The organism is Halomonas sp. (assembly GCF_014859505.1).
Classification (GTDB): Bacteria; Pseudomonadota; Gammaproteobacteria; order Pseudomonadales; family Halomonadaceae; genus Halomonas.
The window spans coordinates 1-15,828 of record NZ_JACUUD010000070.1 but is presented as its reverse complement, the minus strand read 5'-3'; the positions used below and the strand labels follow the sequence as shown (position 1 = coordinate 15,828).

Sequence of the window (15,828 nt, the reverse complement as noted above, 5' to 3'; positions counted from 1 at the left end):
CCATCCCTGGGCGCTACCGATGCCATCCCTGGCATAGGACCTCCTCTTCGGCCTGCCCCCGGCGCCCCGCGCTTGCCCGGCGGTAACCTCACAAGGAAGAAGCAATGACTCAGAAGATTCTGGTACTGCCGGGTGACGGCATCGGCCCCGAGATCACCGCCCAGGCGAGCCGCATCCTGGCCGCCTGCCAGGCCCACGGCCTGGATGTCGAGGTGGAAGAGGCCCTGGTGGGCGGCAGCGCCTACGACGCCCATGGCGAGCCGCTGCCCGCCGAGACCCTCGAAAAAGCCAGGGCCGCCCGCGCCATCCTGCTCGGCGCCGTGGGTGGCCCCAAGTGGGACAAGCTCGAGGACCTCGCCAAGCGTCCCGAGAAGGGGCTGCTCGGCCTGCGCAAGAACCTGGGACTCTTCGCCAACCTGCGCCCGGCCATCACCTACCCGCAGCTCGCCGAGGCCTCCAGCCTCAAGCCCGAGCTGGTGGCCGGCCTCGATATCATGATCGTGCGTGAGCTCACCGGCGGCATCTACTTCGGCCAGCCCCGCGGCATCGAGGAGCGTAACGGCGAGCGGGTCGGCTTCAACACCTACGTCTACTCCGAGAGCGAGATCGAGCGCATCGGCCGCGTCGCCTTCGAGATGGCAAGCAAGCGCGGCAGGAAGCTCTGCTCCGTGGACAAGGCCAACGTGCTCGAGGTCACCATCCTGTGGCGCGAGGTCATGGAGCGCCTGGCGCCGGAGTACCCGGACGTCGAGCTCTCCCACATGTACGTCGACAACGCCGCCATGCAGCTGGTGCGCGCGCCCAAGCAGTTCGACGTCATGGTCACCGGCAACATGTTCGGCGATATCCTCTCCGACGCCGCCGCCATGCTCACCGGCTCCATCGGCATGCTGCCGTCGGCCTCGCTCAACGAGAGCGGCCAGGGCATGTACGAGCCCTGCCACGGCAGCGCCCCGGACATCGCCGGGAAGGGCATCGCCAACCCCCTGGCGACCATCCTCTCGGTGGCCATGATGCTGCGCTACTCCCTGGACGCGCCGGCCCTGGCCCAGCGGATCGAGGATGCCGTGGGCAAGGTGCTGGACGATGGGCTGAGAACGGCCGATATTGCCTCCGAGGGCACTCGAATCGTCTCCACCGCGGAGATGGGCGACGCGGTTCTGGCGGCCTTCGAGGCGCTCTGAGCTCCTTGATCCCTTGCCAGAATCTGCTGTTGAATCAGGGTGTTCCGGGCCCGCCTGCGAGGCGGGCCCGATTTCTGTATAATACTTTCCACATTCGATTACTGGAGGGCTTCACATGTTGAAAGTCGGTTTCGTCGGTTGGCGCGGCATGGTCGGTTCGGTACTTGTCCAGCGCATGGTGGAGGACGGGGACTTCAACGGCATCGAGCCGGTCTTCTTCACCACCTCCCAGGCCGGTCAGGCCGGTCCCGACGTCGGCGTGGACGTGCCTCCTCTCAAGGACGCCTTCGACCTCGAGGCCCTCAAGGGGCTCGACGTCATCGTCACCTGCCAGGGCGGCGACTACACCGAGAAGGTCTACGGTGACCTGCGCAGCGGGGGCTGGAAGGGCTACTGGATCGATGCCGCCAGCACGCTGCGCATGAAAGACGAGGCCACCATCGTTCTCGACCCGGTCAACCGCCACGTCATCGATGCCCAACTGGCGAATGGCGCCAAGACCTTCGTCGGCGGCAACTGCACCGTCAGCCTGATGCTGATGGGTCTGGGTGGCCTGTTCGAGGCGGACATGATCGAATGGATGACCTCCATGACCTACCAGGCCGCCTCCGGTTCCGGTGCCAAGCACATGCGCGAGCTGCTCAACCAGATGGGCACCCTGCGCGACAGCGTGACCGATGAGCTCGCCGATCCGGCAAGCGCCATCCTCGACATCGACCGCAAGGTCACCGCCGCCATGCGCTCTGGTGAGTTCCCCACCGATAACTTCGGCGCACCCCTGGCCGGCAGCCTGCTGCCGTGGATCGATGTCAAGCGCGACAACGGCCAGAGCAAGGAGGAGTGGAAGGGCACCGTGGAGACCAACAAGATCCTCGGCCTGCAGGACAACCCCATTCCCATCGATGGCCTCTGCGTGCGCATCGGCGCCATGCGCTCCCACAGCCAGGCGTTCACCATCAAGTTGAAGCAGGATGTGCCCCTGGACGAGATAGAGGAGCGCATCGCCAAGCACAACGACTGGGTCAAGGTGGTGCCCAACGACAAGGAGGCGACCATCCGCGACCTGACCCCGGCCGCCGCCACCGGGACCCTCACCGTTCCGGTGGGCCGCCTGCGCAAGCTGGCCATGGGGGGCGAATACCTCTCCGCCTTCAGCGTTGGCGACCAGCTGCTGTGGGGGGCCGCCGAGCCGCTCAAGCGCATGCTCAGGATCCTGCGCGAGCAGTAGTCGACGCAAAGCACGGTCTCGTTACCATCGTCCGAGGCCATTAACAACGGGGCGCCTCCTTGAGGCGCCCCGTTGTGTATGCAAGGTGGATGCGACAGGCGTGAGCCGTTGATTCACGAGGCCGTTGAATGGCGGGGCCATCGATTCGCAGGTCCTTGATCAATGGCTTACGTTGAAGACATGCCGCCTGGCATGACCCCTCCCAGGCGCGTCGAGACTGCAATTATGGTACACAGGTATCATATCGACACTAGAATATGGCACGAGTGCCGCGGGATTGACGTGCGGTACTGCCGACGGACGCAAGGGACCTCCATGAAACGCAAGCTGACACTCGCCATGCTGCTTTCGCTTTCCGCCGCGAGCCCTCTGGCGCTGGCCCTGGGGCTGGGGGAGGCAGACGTTCGCTCCACGCTCAACGCGCCGCTGCGCGCCACGTTGCCGCTGACCGACGCCGCGGGCATCCAGGCCGGTCTGCTCAACGTCTCGGTAGCCGATGAGCGCGCCTTCGCCGCGGCTGGCCTGCCGCGGACTCCGCTGGCGGCAAGCGTCAGGTTGGCGGTGGAGCAGCGCCAGGGTCGCCTGGTGGTCGAGCTCACGACCGAGCGACCGGTGCGGGAGCCCTGGGTCGACCTGCTGCTGCGCTTCGACTGGCCGGGCGGCCAGCAGCTGCGCGAGGTGACCCTGCTGCTCGACCCCCCGGACTACGACCAGATGCCGGCCCTGGTGGCGGGCAGTCGCCGTCCTGCGCCCGCCCCGGTCAGCGTCTCGGCGCCCCCGCGCGACGCGGCACCGGCGCAGGCCACGACGCCCCGCCCCTCCGCGGCACCCGCCGGCAGCGGTGATCCAACCTGGGTACGCAGTGGCGATACCCTGTGGGCCGTGGCGGGGCGACTGCGTCCCGACAGCGGCATCAGCATGAACCAGATGATGGTGTCCCTGGTGGAGGCCAACCCCGAGGCCTTCCCTTCCGGCAACATCAATGCCATGCGCGCCGGCTTCAGCCTGGTGGTGCCGAACCGCGAGGCGATTGCCGGTCGTTCCGCGGGCGATGCCGATCGCATCGTCGCGGAGATGAACCGGGCCTGGGCCAACCGCGGCGGCGGTGCCCCGGCACGAGTGGCATTGGGCAGTCCCGCGGCCAGCCAGCCCGAGGCGGTCGCCATGGCAACCCCGGAAGCGGCACCGAGTGAATCGGCACCGGGCGAAGTGGCGCAGACCGAAGCGGGGGTTACCCCGCCGACGGAGGCTGACCCGTCGCCCGCTGAGCCCGCCGTCGACGCCGCCACTGCCGAGGCCATGCAAGTCCCCGAGGCACCGCGGCTCACCCTGCTTACCGATGCCCAGGTGGCCGCCGAGGCTGCCTCGGCGGGCGATGGCAGCGAATTTCCTGACGATGAAGCCCCTGCAATTGTCGCCGGCGACGGGATCGATGAGGGCGGCGAGGCCTCGGGCTCTGCCCAGGTCATGGTCGACCCCGACTTGCTGGAGGCCCTCTATGGCGACGGTGAACTGACCAGCGACGACCGCCTGCTTCGCCTCGAGGCTCGCTGGCTCGAGAACCAGCAGACGTTGCAGACGGTGCAGGAGGAGCGTGATCAGCTGCAGGATGAGTTGGGCGAGATGCGTGAGGAGATGACCGCCCTGCGCGAACAACTTGCCGCGCTCGCCGCCGGCGGCGCCGGGGTGGATGGACCCGGCGCTGGCGGTATCGCGCCTCCCGGTGGTCAGGCGGAAGAGCGCCCCTGGTGGGGTGCCATCTACCAGGGCGATACCGATCGCAACCTGATGCTGGGTGGTGCCGGCCTGGCTGCGCTGCTGGCGCTGTGGCTCGCGGTGCGTCGCCGTCGCCGTCATGAACATGATGAGCCTGCCGCGATCGGCGCCGGGCCGGTGCGGGTCGCCGTGCCGGGTGCCCCGGCTCCGGGGCGGCCCGAGGCCGCAAGCCCTGCGGTCGAAGCGCCGGCCCAACCGGCCGCGCCCTCGGTGCAGGGCTCGCTGCCCCAGGCCGAAGCGATCAGCGAAGCCGACATCTTCATGGCCTATGGGCGCTACGACCAGGCCCGTGAGCTGCTCGAGGCGAACCTGGCCCGGGAGCCGGAGCGTGATGACCTGCGGCTCAAGCTGCTCACCGTACACCTGGAGCAGGGCAGTCGCGAGGGGGTGGAGAGCGAGACCGCCAGGCTGCGCGAGGGGGGTAACCCTGCCGTGCGAGACGAGGTGGAGCGCCTGCTGGCGCGCCACGGCGTGGCGTCCGGCGCCGCCGCTGCCTCGGGTGCCACCGTCGAGCCCGCGGTGTTCAACAAGCCCGCCGAGCGTCCGCCACGGGTCTTCGACGAGACCGCCGAGGGCGAGTCTGGCTCGACGCCGCCGGATGCGGATGACGAAGCGTCAGATGACACGGCTCCGTTCGGTGCGTCTCCCGTTGCCGGCCCCTCTCACGACGGCCTTGACACGAATGCCTATCGTCGACCGGCCGCCATGGATAATCCCTCGCCGCCCGCAGGCGAGGCGCCGGCGGCCAAGCCCGAGCCCGTCGAGCCTGTCGAGCCCGAATCGCAACCCGCCGAACCCGAGCGAGTCGAGGTGACCACAAGACGGCTGGAGGATGGCAGCGAGATCATCGACTATCGCCCCCCGGCGCTGAACCCCTCGCCGGCACCCAGGGAGGAGACGCCCATGCAGCCCAGCATCGACTTCACTTCTGATCGCCCGGAAGCCGCCGACGATGACGCCGCCGAGGAGGCCCTCCCCCATGAGTGGGAGGTGGAGGAGGTTTCCTTCCCGCCCCTCGAGGCGGATAATGAACGCCTTTCCCCCAGCGCCGCCCGGGAGCGTCTGGCCGAGGCCCATCGTCGGGTCGAGGCCGGCGAGGGTGGTCGGGCCCGCCAGCTCCTCAACGAGCTGAGCCTCAGCGACGACCCGGCCATCCGCGACGAGGTGGCGGCACTGCTCAGACGACTGGATACCTGATCGCCGCATGACCCTCTTCAAACGCCTGGATGAACGCACTCCCCTGGCCGGACGCCTGGCCATGGGGGTCGAGTATGACGGCAGCGCCTACTGTGGCTTCCAGTTCCTCAAGCATTCGCCCTCCGTGCAGGCCGCTCTCGAGAAGGCCCTGGCCCGGGTGGCCGGCCAGCCGATTCGCGTCCATGCCAGCGGGCGCACCGATTCCGGCGTGCATGCCACTCGCCAGATCATTCACTTCGACCCGCCGGTGCCGCGTTCCCAGAAGGCCTGGGTGTTCGGCGTCAATGCCAACCTGCCGCGGGACGTCGCCGTGCGCTGGGTCAAGGAGGTGCCCGAGAGCTTCCACTCCCGCTTCAAGGCCCTGGCCCGCCGCTACCGCTACATACTGCTCAACCAGCCCAGCCGCCCGGTGCTGGAGCGTGCCAATGTCACCTGGTGCCGCGACCCGCTGGACGCCGATGCCATGCACCGCGCCGCCCAGGTGCTGGTGGGCGAGCACGACTTCTCCAGCTTCCGTGCCGCCGGCTGCCAGTCGAAGACCCCCTGGCGCCACCTGCACTTCATCGAGGTGCATCGCCACGGCCCGCTGGTGGTGGTGGACGTGCAGGGCAACGCCTTCCTGCACCACATGATCCGCAATATCGTCGGCGCTCTGGTCACCGTGGGCCGGGGCGAGCGGGGTGGCGACTACCTCGCGGACTTGATGACGCTGAAGGATCGCACCCTGGGCGACGTCACCGCTCCGGCCTGTGGCCTGCACTTCGTCGATTCCCTCTACGATGACTGCTGGGGCCTGCCCCGGGAGCCGCTCGGCCCCAACCTGCTGGCCTTCCTTGGTGAATGGACCGGCGAGCGGTCGCTACCCGACTGTCCCATGGTGGCGTTTCGGAGGGGACGGCCGGTGGCAGATATCTAGACCAATGCTCATGATCCAGAGGACGTCTGCTACATTCTTCTGTGATCGATGACATCTGTCTGAGAGTGGCGAAAGGATCCTACTGTGAGCGGCATTTGCGGCATCATCAATTTCGATGGCACCCCGGTCGAGAGATCAGAACTTGAGAAGATGGCGGCTCGAGCAGCGCACCGGGGCCCCGATGGCATCCATTATCATTGCGAAGGTTCCGTGGGAGTTGTCTGCCTGGTGCTGGATTCGACACCGGATGGCACGGGCACCTGTCGTCCTCTCCTCGACAACGATCATCACCTGCTGTTCGTGGCCGATGCACGACTCGATAACCGCGGTGAATGTGCCTCGGTAAGCCACCGGGCCGGCAGCGACCGGGCAACGGATGCCGAACTCATGCTGGGGATGCTGCGTCACTCCGGGGAGCGCGGCCCCGAACGTCTGGTCGGAGACTTTGCCTACGCCCTGTGGGATGACCGCCGTCGCGAACTGCGCCTGGCAAGAGATGCGATGGGGGTCCGCTCGCTCTACTATCGTGTCGAGCCGAAGCGGGTCCTGTTTGCCACTGAAGCGGCACAGATCCTGGCGGTCAATGGCGTGCCTCGCCGTCTCAATGAAAACGCCGTTGCCTGGCACCTTTCCGGCATGCAGACCCCGGCAGGATGCGTGTTCTACGATGGCATCGACGAGGTCAAGCCGGGCGAGGAGGTGTCGGTCCCGGCGGGGCAGGTGGCGCGTGTTCGTGTCTTCTGGCGCCCTGATCCGGAAAAACGTCTACGTTACCGCGATGAGCGGGAGTATGCCGATCATCTGCGAGAACTGCTGACGGAGGCCGTACGCTGCCGGCTGCGGGCCCGATCGCCCGCCGGGATCAGCCTCAGCGGTGGCGTCGATTCCTCTACCGTGGCCTCGGTCGCCGGTTGGCTGCATGGCAGAGAGGCAGGGGTGCCGGCGATGCGTGCCTACAGCTGGGTCTTTACCGACCTGCCGGAGTGTGACGAGAGCGATAATGTCCACCGAGTTGCCGACCACTTCGGGATCCCGGTCCACGGCATTCCTGCCGAGGAGACCTGTCCCCTCGCCGACGAAGCGGCGAATCGCCCCCATGAGGACGACCCCTTCACGTCGATGTTTCAACCCTTCATGCATCGCGCCCTCTCGGCGGCCTCCCTGGAGGGGGTCTCCGTCATGTTCTATGGTTTCCGCGGCGATGTGATGTGCGGGGGCAACGTGAACGACGTGCCCGGGATGCTCCGGGCGGGGCGCTGGCGGCAGGCCCGGGATGAGCTCGGGGCGCTGTCGCGGGTAATGTCACTCTCGTCAGCAGCCACGCTGCGCCACTATGTATTCCAACCTCTGATCTCGGATCTCCTGCCGCCGCGGGTGCGGATTGCCGGACGGCAGGCGCTGCAACGGCGCAGGGGAGCCCAGGCCGGCCGGGTCCACCACGGGGTCAGGGCGGGGCCAGCGGCGCGGGCCGCAGCGCATGTCCGCGATGACTTCCTGGGGCGTGCGGGGCTGCCGCCGCTGGAACCGACCCGCGAGGCGGCCAAGGCGTGGCCGCGCATCGCCGCGCGCCACCGCTACATCCATATCGTCTCCCCCCTGGTACTGCGCGGCGTGATGTACGCCGAGCGGGTCGCCGCTGCCCACGGTATCGCCATCGCCGATCCCTGGAGCGACCGGCGCATCGCCGAATTCATCCTGGCCTGTCCGCAGCATTACGTCGATACCGCCGTCGAGGTCAAGCGGCTGGCTCGTCGGGCCGTGGAGGGCATCATGCCGGCGGACGCCATCCGGTCGGCCAGCAAGGTCTCTCCCGAGCCTCTCTACCTGGACGCGCTGCGCCGCCAGGCCCATGACACCGTGATCGACCTGATGACGAATAGCCGCTGTGCCGACCTAGGCTTCATCGACGAGGCCATGCTGCGGGATCGCTTCACGCGCTTCGTGAGCGGCGAGGCGCCTTCCTTCGAGCTGTGGCCGACCCTCTGCCTGGAACTCTGGCTGCGCCGCTATTGGCCGTGACCGGCGTCTCGGGGCGAGAAACAGGATAGTCTTGAGCACTGCTGGATGAAAAAAACCATTGTCTTGCAAGAGAAAGTCATACCGCTGCCGCCTTGCGGGTCGCTTCCTGCTCCCCTAGTGTCATTCTTGCGGGGTATGTAAGTCCGGTAATTTCCCGCAAGGGAGTGTAACCGGCATCCCGCTTGTGTATCCGCTCAACAGGAGTGACCAGCATGAACAAGACGACCGATCGCGAGACCACCCGGCGTCCCTACCGCGCCCCCGAGTTGAGGCAGTGGGGAACGGTGGCCGACATCACCCTGGTGGGACAGACCAACCCCGGGGGGGATGTCCTGCCCGGGCAGGCCCAGGGGCGTGACGGCGGCAGCATCAATCCGCCTGGATTGTCGCGCTGAATGCATGACCGGCGCGCCGCATCCCGTTTACGCGCTGTGACGGTATGGGTCGGATGCCGATGCACCTCGATGCCATAACGCTGCTCGATGGCCGCCACGGCCTCGAGCGGCTTCTTGCGTTCACCAGGCAGGCGGATGCTCGGGCGGCGCTGGCGGCTCTGGTGCGGGGCATCCAGGCCAACCCCCTGTGGCAGGCGCTGGGGAGCGTGCGCCTGGTGGCTCGCCTGGATCCCGCCCCGACGCTGGCGCTCTTCGGCAGCTTCTCTGCGGCCCAGCGCCTGCAGCTCCAGGACCTGGCGGCCCAGCTGGACGAACTCCTCACCGCCCATCGCTATGTGGACTATCACGATGCCGAGCGGGCCGCCGAACGGCTTGCCGATGCTCTGAGACGCCGATTCGGCAGCGAGGCCCTGTCGCGCTGCCGCTTCACCGCCATTCCCCGGGGCGGCTGGATCGTGCTCGGCATGCTCGCCTACCTGCTCGACCTGCGCCCCGACCAGCTGGTGGCGCCGGGCGCTGCGCCCCCCGGGCGATATGCCGACGACGAGAGGCTGGTGGTGGTGGATGACTGTGCCCTGTCGGGCCTTCGCTTCCAGCAGTTCCTGCCGCAGTGCGACGCTGCCAGGGTCATCTTCTGCCCGCTCTATGCCAACCCGGCGCTGTGTCGCGCCATCGAGGCCGCCGAATCCCGCGTCGAGGCCTGCCTGCACGCCGTGGATCTTCAGGATGTGGCCCGGGAGCGATTCGGCAAGGCCTACCCCCGGTGGCTGGCCGAGCGGCGCGCACGGATCGGAGAGAGCGGCTACTGGTGCGGCATCGCCGAGTATGTCGCCTTCGCCTGGTGCGAGCCTCAGACGAAGTACTGGAATGCCGAGACGGAGCGGTTCGAGGCGGGCTGGAACCTGCTGCCGCCGGCGCTCTCCCTGAAGCGACGCATCGCCGCCTCGCGGCTCCATGCCGCTCATGGCGGGACAGGGGAGCCGGACGTCGAGCTGCTCGATCATCACGCTTCCGGGCGGCTGACCGTTGCCGATGGCGTGCTGTGGACCGAGATCGACTCGGCGGTGGCCCTGGCGCGCCTGTCGGCGGAGCCGCCCGGGAGCGCGCCCTGCCTTCGCCTCGAGGAGACGGCGGCCGACATGTGGCACGCCGTGTTGGCACACGGTTCCCTCGAGGGGGCCGAGACCGAGCTTGTGGCACGCTATGCCGTTCCCGGCGAGACGCTGCGCCAGGACCTTGCCGGGTTCGTGGCGCAGCTACAGGGTCATGGCATCCTGGCGTGTCGTTGACGCCTTCCGGCCGCGTGACAGGGGAGGTGACGCGAGCATGAGAACCTACCGCTACCGCCTCTTCGGCCTCTGCGTTGAGAGCGACCACCGCCTCCAGGCGCCCATGACGCTCGCCCCGCCCGAGGTGGCGCCCGAGCTGCATTTCCGCTGCGCCATCGGCGCCCAGCCGTCGGCTCCCCCGGACCTCCTCTACGCGAGCCCGGAGCACAACCGCCTCGGCGAAAGCGTGGTGCAGCTCTACGCCACGCCGGACGGCGTGCTGATGCGCTTCCCCCGGGTGGCGGACTTCCGGCTCTCCCCGGGGGAGATCGACTGTCGCCTGGTCGACCCCGATCTTGCCTTCATGATCGACATCTGCCTGCTGGGCCACGTGATGGCCTACTATCTGGAGCTCTCGGGGGTGGCCGCCCTTCATGCCGGGGCCGTGGCCTGGGAGGGGCAGGCGGTGCTGTTCGCCGCAGACCGCACCGGGGGCAAGAGCACCCTGGTGGCCTCCGCGGTCGCGGCCGGTCTGGCGCTGCTGGCCGATGACATTGCGGCGCTGGAGTCGGACGGCGACACCTTGTGGTGTCGTCCCGGCTTTCCGCAGCTGAAGCTGACCCCCGAACAGGCGCAGCGCTTCGCGGGGGGCGCGGAGGGGTTCGGCCTGGTGCACCCTTCCTTTGCCAAGCTGAGCGTGCCGGCCGAACGGGTGGGGGGCATCGCCACGGCGCCGCTGCCGCTGGCCCGTATCTATCTGGTCGAGCGCCGCGCCGAGACGGAGGATGCCGCGGTGAGTATCGAGCCTGTCGCCCCGGGGGAGGCGCTGATCCAGCTCGTCCGGCACTCCTTCCTGGCCGAGCTCCTCGATGGCCATGCGGCGTACCCGGGCTTTTTGGGGGCGGGGGAGGGCGACCTGCGCACCCAGCGCTTTCACCGGCTGGCGGCCCTGGCCCGTGCCGTGGCGGTCAGGCGCCTATGTTATCCTAGCGGCTACCAGCACCTGCCGGCGGTCCACGCGGCGGTGCGAGCCGATCTCGCGGCCCCTGCCGGCGCTCCATGACGCTATCATGGCGCCGGCAGGGGCGGGGTGGCACTTGACTCCTGACACGACCGAGGCGCGATGATGACAGCAGGGCAGGGGGCGACGGCCCGTACCCGGGTAAAACTCTGTGGCCTGAGACGCCCCGAGGACGTCGATGCCGCCGTGGCGGCCGGCGCCGACGCTCTGGGCTTCGTGCTCTGGCCCGGCAGCAAGCGTGCGGTGGACGAGGCGCTTCTCGCCAAACTGGCCGCCCGGGTGCCGGCCTTCGTCACCCGGGTGGGACTCTTCGTCGACCAGGCCCCGGCCTTGATCGAGCGCTGTGCCACCCATCTGGACCTGGTGCAGTTTCACGGTGACGAATCGCCGGCCTTCTGCGAGGGCTTCGCACGCCCCTGGATCAAGGCGCTGCGCATGCGCGACGGCCTCGACCTTGACGCCGCCGCTGAGGCCTACCGCGGCGCTCGAGCGCTGCTGCTCGATGCCTATCGCCCTGGCGTGCCGGGCGGCACCGGCGAGACCTTCGACTGGTCGCGAATTCCCGCAGGGCTGGCAAAACCTGTTATCCTCGCCGGAGGCCTTGGGGCCGACAATGTGGCCGAGGCCATCGCCACCGTGGCGCCCTTCGCGGTGGATGTCTCCGGTGGCGTCGAGGCCTCGCCCGGCGTCAAGGATCCCGGGCGCATCGCGGCCTTTCTAGAGGCCGTGAATCGAGGAGACGCGCTGCGTCTGTCTCGCTGATCCGCACCCTCGGCCAGCGCTCGGCGCCCGCCATGGCCTGGTATCACCGTGTTCCATCCCTTAGCCCTTCTGGCGATCTAGTGAGGTGTCTTTCGTGAGCAAGTTCAGTGACCTGACCCGACTGCCGGATGCCCGCGGCCACTTTGGCCCCTACGGCGGCCGGTTCGTCTCGGAGACCCTGAGCTTCGCCCTGGACGAGTTGGAGAAGACCTACCTGAGTCTTCGCGACGACCCGGCCTTCCAGGCGGAATTCGACTATGACCTGGCCCACTACGTGGGTCGTCCTTCGCCTCTCTATCATGCCGACCGCTGGTCGAAACAGCTGGGTGGGGCGCAGATCTGGCTCAAGCGCGAGGACCTCAATCACACCGGCGCCCACAAGGTGAACAACACCATCGGCCAGGCGCTGCTGGCCAAGAAGAGCGGCAAGCCGCGGGTGATCGCCGAGACCGGCGCCGGCCAGCACGGCGTGGCCACCGCCACCGTGGCGGCCCGCCTGGGGCTCAAGTGCGACGTCTACATGGGGGCGGCGGACGTGCAGCGCCAGAAGCTCAACGTCTATCGCATGCGCCTGCTGGGCGCCAACGTGATCGCCGTGGAGTCCGGCACCCGCACCCTCAAGGACGCCATGAACGAGGCGCTGCGCGACTGGGTCACCAACGTCGACGATACCTTCTACATCATCGGCACCGTGGCGGGCCCGCACCCCTACCCGATGCTGGTGCGCGACTTCAACTCCGTGGTGGGCCGCGAGGCACGCGAGCAGTCCTTCGTGGAGTTCGGCAAGCTGCCCGATGCGCTGATCGCCTGTGTGGGCGGCGGCTCCAACGCCATGGGGCTCTTCTACCCCTTCGTGGAGGATGACGAGGTGGTCATGTACGGCGTCGAGGCCGGCGGCGACGGTGTCGAGACCGGCCGCCATGCCGCGCCGCTCGCTTCGGGGGCACCCCGCGGCGTGCTCCACGGCAATCGTACCTACCTGATGTCCGACGAGGGCGGCCAGGTCTCCGATACCCACTCCATCTCCGCCGGCCTGGACTATCCAGGCGTGGGACCCGAGCACGCCCTGTGGAAGGACGTGGGGCGGGTCAACTACGTGGCCGCCAATGACGACGCCGTGCTGGCGGCCTTTCGGGAGCTGACCCTCGTCGAGGGCATCATGCCTGCGCTCGAGACCGCCCACGCCCTGGCCTATGCCAAGGTGCTGGCGCCGACCATGAGTCCGGACCAGAACATCATCGTCAACCTCTCCGGACGGGGCGACAAGGACATCCTCACCGTCGCCAAGCTCGACGGCATCGAGATCTAAGGGGCCATGATGAACCGTATCGACCAACGCTTCGCCGACCTCAAGGCCCAGGGCCGCCGTGCGCTGATTCCCTTCATCACCGCCGGCGACCCGGCCCCCCAGTACACCGTGGGCTTCATGCATGCCCTGGTGGAGGCGGGGGCCGATGTGATAGAGCTGGGCGTGCCCTTCTCCGACCCCATGGCCGACGGCCCGGTGATCCAGAAGGCCTGCGAGCGGGCGCTCAAGCATGGCGTGCGCCTCACCCATCTGTTCGAGATGGTGCGCGAGTTTCGCCAGACCGACGCCACCACCCCGGTGGTGCTGATGGGTTACCTGAACCCCATGGAGCGCATCGGCCTGGCCACCTTCGCCGAGCAGGCCGCCGCGGCCGGCATCGATGGGGTGCTGACCGTGGACATGCCCCCGGAGGAGGCCGTTGAACTCGGCCCCCTGCTCAAGTCCCAGGGGCTCGCCTCGATCTTCCTGGTCGCCCCTACCACTTCCAGTGCCCGGGCCGCTACAATATGTGCCCACGGCGAAGGCTATCTCTACTACGTTTCGCTCAAGGGCGTGACCGGCTCCGCCATCCTGGACGCCGCCGATGTGGCCGACCACCTGGCGCCGCTGCGCGAACAGACCGACCTGCCGCTGTGCGTCGGTTTCGGCATTCGCGACGGCGCCTCGGCCGCGGAGGTGGGCAAGGTCGCCGATGGCGTCATCGTCGGCTCGGCGCTGGTCAGCCGCATCGCCGAGAACGCTGAACGCCCCGAGGTGATCGCGGGCGAACTCAAGGCGGTGCTCGGCGAAATGCGCCTGGCCCTGGATGCCATGAGCGCGAGTTGAGCGAGGCCTTAGCCCCCCGTATTCGACCCATGCGCCCGGCTAGCGGCGGGCGCCGACCACATGACGGAACCCTTTCTGACATGAGCTGGCTAGACAAGATCGTGCCCTCCATGGGGCGTATCCAGCGCAAGGACCGCCGGGCCAGCGTGCCCGATGGCCTGTGGCGCAAGTGCCCCAAGTGCGAGGCGGTGCTCTACCTGCCCGAACTCGACAAGCATCACAACGTCTGCCCCAAGTGTGACCACCACATGCGGCTGACCGCGCGCAAGCGTCTCGACTGGTTCCTCGACAGGGAGGGCCGGGAGGAGCTGGCCGCCGAGGTCGAACCCGTCGATCGGCTCAAGTTCCGCGACTCCAAGAAGTACAAGGATCGCCTGGCGGCGGCCCAGAAGGAGACCGGCGAGAAGGACGCCCTGATCGCCATGCGCGGCCGCCTGGACGGCCTTCCGGTGGTGGTGGTGGCCTTCGAGTTCAGCTTTATGGGGGGCTCCATGGGGGCGGTGGTCGGCGAGAAGTTCGTTCGCGCCGCCACCCTGGCCCACGACGAGGGCATCCCGCTGATCTGCTTCTCCGCCTCCGGCGGTGCGCGCATGCAGGAAGCGCTCTTCTCGCTGATGCAGATGGCCAAGACCTCCGCCGCCCTGGAGAAGCTCAAGCTGGCCGGCGTGCCCTACATATCGGTGCTCACCGACCCGGTGTTCGGCGGCGTCTCGGCGTCGCTCGCCATGCTGGGCGACCTCAACGTGGCCGAACCCAATGCGCTGATCGGCTTCGCCGGCCCCCGGGTCATCGAGCAGACCGTGCGCGAGAAGCTGCCCGAAGGCTTCCAGCGCAGCGAGTTCCTGCTCGACCATGGCGTCATCGACATGATCGTGCGGCGCGGCGAGATGCGCGACCGCCTGGGGGCTGTGCTGCGCAAGCTGACCCACCAGCCCGCCCTGGGGCTGCCCGAGCTGCCCGCCGACGAGCCCGACCTGGTGGACGCCGCCGAGCAGGCCGCGGCCGAGGAGGGCGCCGAGGCGCCCGCGGCGAGCGCGCCCGGTGCCGACGAGGCGACGCCCCAGCCCGGCGACGACGGCCGTCGCTGAGCCGATGGCCGACGCTGAATCAATGCGCGAGGCAGCGATGCCCACCACGCTCGAGGCCTGGCTGGCCCGACTGGAAGCGGCCCATCCGGTGGGCATCGACCTCGGCCTCGACCGCGTGGCCGAGGTTGCCCGTCGAATGGGGCTGCTGGAGCGCCCCATCGCCGGCCGGGTGATCACCGTGGCCGGCACCAACGGCAAGGGGTCCACCGTGGCCATGCTGGAGGCGCTGGCCCGGGCCCATGGACTCACCACCGCCACCTATACCTCCCCGCATCTGATTCGCTACAACGAGCGCCTGCGTTTTGACGGCGAGGAGGCCGACGACGCCACCCTGATGGCGGGCTTCGCCGCGGTGGAGCGGGCTCGCCTGGACGGCGAACCGGTCAGCTTGACCTACTTCGAGGTGGGCACCCTGGGAGCGCTCTGGGCCATGGCCCGGCAGCCGCCCGATCTCGCCCTTCTCGAGGTGGGGCTCGGCGGGCGCCTGGATGCGGTCAACGTCATCGACCCGGACGTGGCGGTGATCACCACCGTGGCCCAGGACCACGCCGCCTTTCTCGGCACCGATCTGGCGCAGATCGGCCGCGAGAAAGCCGGCATCCTGCGCGCCGGCCGCCCCGCGGTGCTGGGCAGCACCACGCTGCCCGACAGCGTGCGCGAAGTGGCCGAGGCCCTCGGTGCCGAGGTCCATGCCCTGGGCGAAGCGTTCTGGCGCGAGGGCGAAGGCGCAGGCTGGCGCTTTGGGGGTCAGACCCCTATCGGCGACCTCCCGGACCCTGGCCTGCCCCTGGACAACGCCGCCACGGCGCTCCAGGCCCTGGCCCTGACCGGAGTGACCCT

13 protein-coding genes are annotated in these 15,828 nt (G+C 68.5%); all 13 read left to right on the top strand.

The window, feature by feature from the left end; translation table 11 throughout:
• The first annotated feature begins 104 nt into the window (after nucleotides 1–104).
• On the top strand, nucleotides 105–1,184 hold the full coding sequence (gene leuB / locus IBX53_RS10470; RefSeq protein WP_290908892.1) for a 3-isopropylmalate dehydrogenase: 1,080 nt from the start codon (nucleotides 105–107) through the stop codon (nucleotides 1,182–1,184).
• 115 nt (nucleotides 1,185–1,299) lie between these two features.
• Nucleotides 1,300–2,412 (top strand): aspartate-semialdehyde dehydrogenase, encoded by a 1,113-nt coding sequence (gene asd / locus IBX53_RS10465; RefSeq protein WP_290908890.1) that lies wholly within the window; start codon nucleotides 1,300–1,302, stop codon nucleotides 2,410–2,412.
• 315 nt (nucleotides 2,413–2,727) lie between these two features.
• Nucleotides 2,728–5,385 (top strand): FimV/HubP family polar landmark protein, encoded by a 2,658-nt coding sequence (locus IBX53_RS10460; RefSeq protein WP_290908888.1) that lies wholly within the window; start codon nucleotides 2,728–2,730, stop codon nucleotides 5,383–5,385.
• Nucleotides 5,386–5,392: 7 nt separating this feature from the next.
• Nucleotides 5,393–6,301, top strand: coding sequence for a tRNA pseudouridine(38-40) synthase TruA (gene truA, locus IBX53_RS10455; protein WP_290908886.1), 909 nt, complete (start codon nucleotides 5,393–5,395; stop codon nucleotides 6,299–6,301).
• Between the two features lie 150 nt (nucleotides 6,302–6,451).
• Complete coding sequence (locus IBX53_RS10450) at nucleotides 6,452–8,320, top strand: asparagine synthetase B (protein WP_367171567.1); 1,869 nt, start codon at nucleotides 6,452–6,454, stop codon at nucleotides 8,318–8,320.
• A gap of 212 nt (nucleotides 8,321–8,532) precedes the next feature.
• Complete coding sequence (locus IBX53_RS10445) at nucleotides 8,533–8,715, top strand: hypothetical protein (RefSeq protein ID WP_290908881.1); 183 nt, start codon at nucleotides 8,533–8,535, stop codon at nucleotides 8,713–8,715.
• 53 nt (nucleotides 8,716–8,768) lie between these two features.
• Nucleotides 8,769–10,004 carry a PqqD family protein gene (locus IBX53_RS10440; protein ID WP_290908879.1) on the top strand — a complete coding sequence of 412 codons (1,236 nt, stop codon included), beginning with the start codon at nucleotides 8,769–8,771 and terminating at the stop codon, nucleotides 10,002–10,004.
• A gap of 37 nt (nucleotides 10,005–10,041) precedes the next feature.
• The gene (locus IBX53_RS10435; RefSeq protein ID WP_290908877.1) at nucleotides 10,042–11,046 is read left to right on the top strand and encodes a hypothetical protein; all 1,005 of its coding nucleotides are present in this window, start codon (nucleotides 10,042–10,044) and stop codon (nucleotides 11,044–11,046) included.
• A gap of 63 nt (nucleotides 11,047–11,109) precedes the next feature.
• A complete protein-coding gene (locus IBX53_RS10430; protein WP_290908894.1) occupies nucleotides 11,110–11,766 on the top strand; it encodes a phosphoribosylanthranilate isomerase in 657 nt (218 codons plus the stop codon).
• 94 nt (nucleotides 11,767–11,860) lie between these two features.
• Entirely contained in the window at nucleotides 11,861–13,075 is a 1,215-nt protein-coding gene (gene trpB / locus IBX53_RS10425) for a tryptophan synthase subunit beta (protein ID WP_290908875.1), read from the top strand.
• A 9-nt stretch (nucleotides 13,076–13,084) separates the two neighbouring features.
• Entirely contained in the window at nucleotides 13,085–13,900 is an 816-nt protein-coding gene (gene trpA / locus IBX53_RS10420; protein WP_290908873.1) for a tryptophan synthase subunit alpha, read from the top strand.
• An 80-nt stretch (nucleotides 13,901–13,980) separates the two neighbouring features.
• On the top strand, nucleotides 13,981–14,988 hold the full coding sequence (gene accD / locus IBX53_RS10415; RefSeq protein WP_290908870.1) for an acetyl-CoA carboxylase, carboxyltransferase subunit beta: 1,008 nt from the start codon (nucleotides 13,981–13,983) through the stop codon (nucleotides 14,986–14,988).
• Nucleotides 14,989–15,025: 37 nt separating this feature from the next.
• A partial coding sequence (locus tag IBX53_RS10410; protein ID WP_290908868.1) for a Mur ligase family protein occupies nucleotides 15,026–15,828 on the top strand: 803 nt, incomplete at its 3' end.

What these genes read in the sequence shown, in the direction of transcription:
- leuB (WP_290908892.1), top strand. Translation starts at nt 105, where the DNA reads ATGACTCAGAAGATTCTGGTACTGCCGGGTGACGGCATCGGCCCCGAG.
- asd (WP_290908890.1), top strand. Translation starts at nt 1,300, where the DNA reads ATGTTGAAAGTCGGTTTCGTCGGTTGGCGCGGCATGGTCGGTTCGGTA.
- IBX53_RS10460 (WP_290908888.1), top strand. Translation starts at nt 2,728, where the DNA reads ATGAAACGCAAGCTGACACTCGCCATGCTGCTTTCGCTTTCCGCCGCG.
- truA (WP_290908886.1), top strand. Translation starts at nt 5,393, where the DNA reads ATGACCCTCTTCAAACGCCTGGATGAACGCACTCCCCTGGCCGGACGC.
- IBX53_RS10450 (WP_367171567.1), top strand. Translation starts at nt 6,452, where the DNA reads ATGGCGGCTCGAGCAGCGCACCGGGGCCCCGATGGCATCCATTATCAT.
- IBX53_RS10445 (WP_290908881.1), top strand. Translation starts at nt 8,533, where the DNA reads ATGAACAAGACGACCGATCGCGAGACCACCCGGCGTCCCTACCGCGCC.
- IBX53_RS10440 (WP_290908879.1), top strand. Translation starts at nt 8,769, where the DNA reads ATGCCGATGCACCTCGATGCCATAACGCTGCTCGATGGCCGCCACGGC.
- IBX53_RS10435 (WP_290908877.1), top strand. Translation starts at nt 10,042, where the DNA reads ATGAGAACCTACCGCTACCGCCTCTTCGGCCTCTGCGTTGAGAGCGAC.
- IBX53_RS10430 (WP_290908894.1), top strand. Translation starts at nt 11,110, where the DNA reads ATGACAGCAGGGCAGGGGGCGACGGCCCGTACCCGGGTAAAACTCTGT.
- trpA (WP_290908873.1), top strand. Translation starts at nt 13,085, where the DNA reads ATGAACCGTATCGACCAACGCTTCGCCGACCTCAAGGCCCAGGGCCGC.
- accD (WP_290908870.1), top strand. Translation starts at nt 13,981, where the DNA reads ATGAGCTGGCTAGACAAGATCGTGCCCTCCATGGGGCGTATCCAGCGC.